This is a genomic window from Flavobacterium aurantiibacter, assembly GCF_002251775.1.
GTDB lineage: Bacteria > Bacteroidota > Bacteroidia > Flavobacteriales > Flavobacteriaceae > Flavobacterium > Flavobacterium aurantiibacter.
In genome coordinates this window covers 1-1,824 of sequence record NZ_NOXX01000079.1, presented here as the reverse complement: position 1 = coordinate 1,824, position 1,824 = coordinate 1, and the positions used below count along the sequence as shown (strand labels likewise).

At 37.1% G+C, this 1,824-nt stretch carries 1 protein-coding gene; it reads left to right on the top strand.

Annotation, left to right across the window (positions count from 1 at the left end):
- Window positions 1–713 precede the first annotated feature (713 nt).
- Window positions 714–1,778 carry an LPP20 family lipoprotein gene (locus CHX27_RS01000; RefSeq protein ID WP_133063379.1) on the top strand — a complete coding sequence of 355 codons (1,065 nt, stop codon included), beginning with the start codon at window positions 714–716 and terminating at the stop codon, window positions 1,776–1,778.
- Window positions 1,779–1,824 lie beyond the last annotated feature (46 nt).

The following is a 1,824-nucleotide window of genomic DNA, read 5'->3' as shown; positions in this document are numbered from 1 at the left end:
CTATGCGGTTTTTGCTTTTGTACGCCCCGATTTAGGCAAGGCTTTTCGCTGCTATCCGGGCCGCAACGAGCGTGCACAAACGTTTGCTGCATTCTACTAAAAGTTATTTTTTAAAGCATGATTTTTTTAACGTAAAAAGCTAATAATGAGTTTTTTAATCGAGGTAATATTGCAATATTACGTTTGTTAATTTCCAGCTCTTCTTTCCAAGCTTTATCTCAAAACTACAATTCTTCAAAAATCACGAAGCCATTTTTGCCGAATACGCACACTTTGTTCATTTTTCCACTCAAATTAAAACGGAGGCATGCCAATAAACAATTGTTAGAAAGCAAAATTTAAATTTCATTTACAAGTTTTTTTGAAAAAGTAGCTAAATTGTTAAAAAAGTAAAAGCATGAAAATCAGCTATCTAAGTGCAAATAATCGATGAATTGCCTAATTATTGTTAACGATTTTCAAATGGTACAGTTCTTGAAAACTTTCAATACGATTTGCAAATCAAAAAAAACCTAAAATCAAAAAATGGAAACCGATTTTTCAAGTAGGTAAAAAGAGTAAAACAATCGAATAAAAGGCAGGATTTATCTGATCTTCCAAATTTAAAAGACAGTCCGCTTCCTTTTGTTTGAAAATCATAACTTTGAAAACTTATTTGTAGAGTCGTTTTTAAAAGAGAAATGAAATCAAAGTAATTATTGACACCAAAAATTATGAAAAAAAAGTACTTACTAATAACCGCATTGCTATTTTTCGTCTTGTTTTCCACTGTAGATTCAGCTTACAGCCAGACTAAAAAGCCAGTTAAAAAAGAGCGAAAAACAAGAAAGGCACGAGTGGCAAAAAAAACAGCACTCTCTCCTCCAGTAGCAACAATTTCTCAGCCAACGCCAACGCCTGCGCCAACTCCAAATCCAAAACCTGTTGAAGTTAAACAAACGCAAACAACAGTTAACGCACCTGTTAAAGCAACCGACATCATCAAAGGGGCTACCGATTTAGTAATTACCAAACCGAACGGAAACATCAACTGGACACAGCAGTACATCGAGGCAACAGGTCAGGCAGTTCTCGATAACGAACGATTCAAAAACGCAGCTCAAGCCAAATTAATGGCAACGCGAGGTGCTGTGGTGGTTGCACAACGAAATCTGCTTGAAATTGTGAAAGGCGTTCAAATTATTGGCGAAACCACAGTTCAAGACATGATTACCACTAGCGACTACATTTATTCAAGAGTCGAAGGTGTCGTAAAAGGGGCACAGCAAATTGGCGAAGCCAAAGAAAAAGACGGCTACATCGAAGTGCGTTTGCGCATGCCAATCTACGGCTCAGAAAGTTTAGCCAATACCCTCGACGATCAAGCACTGGAGTTAGCTAGACAGAAAAACGGCTACGAAAAATCGCCGCTATTAGCAAAAGAAGCAGCCACCGGTGAGGGTGTCGATGGCTCAAAACCAATCGTTTTTAATGTTGAAAATCCAGGTGAATTCGATCCTTCCATGTATCCAATGGTCGTAGATGATAACGGAAAGGTACTGTTTGATTTTTCACAATACTTCAGATTAAAAGACGGGAAGTTTCCACAATATTTACAGCTCGGAAAAGAAATTTTGCAAGCTTACGGAAATCAAAAAGGCGCAGATATCATTAACATGATACAAACCGGGAAAGGAACATTTAAAATTCCGCAAAGTTCATCCAAAAGCGTGTTTTGGAATAAAGTTGCGCGAGTGGCACAAGACGTAGGATCGGTTTTATTTAAACTAATTTTCTAAGTAAACCCGTTGGGTGAAATTAAATTAATTGATTTTTGATGTTATT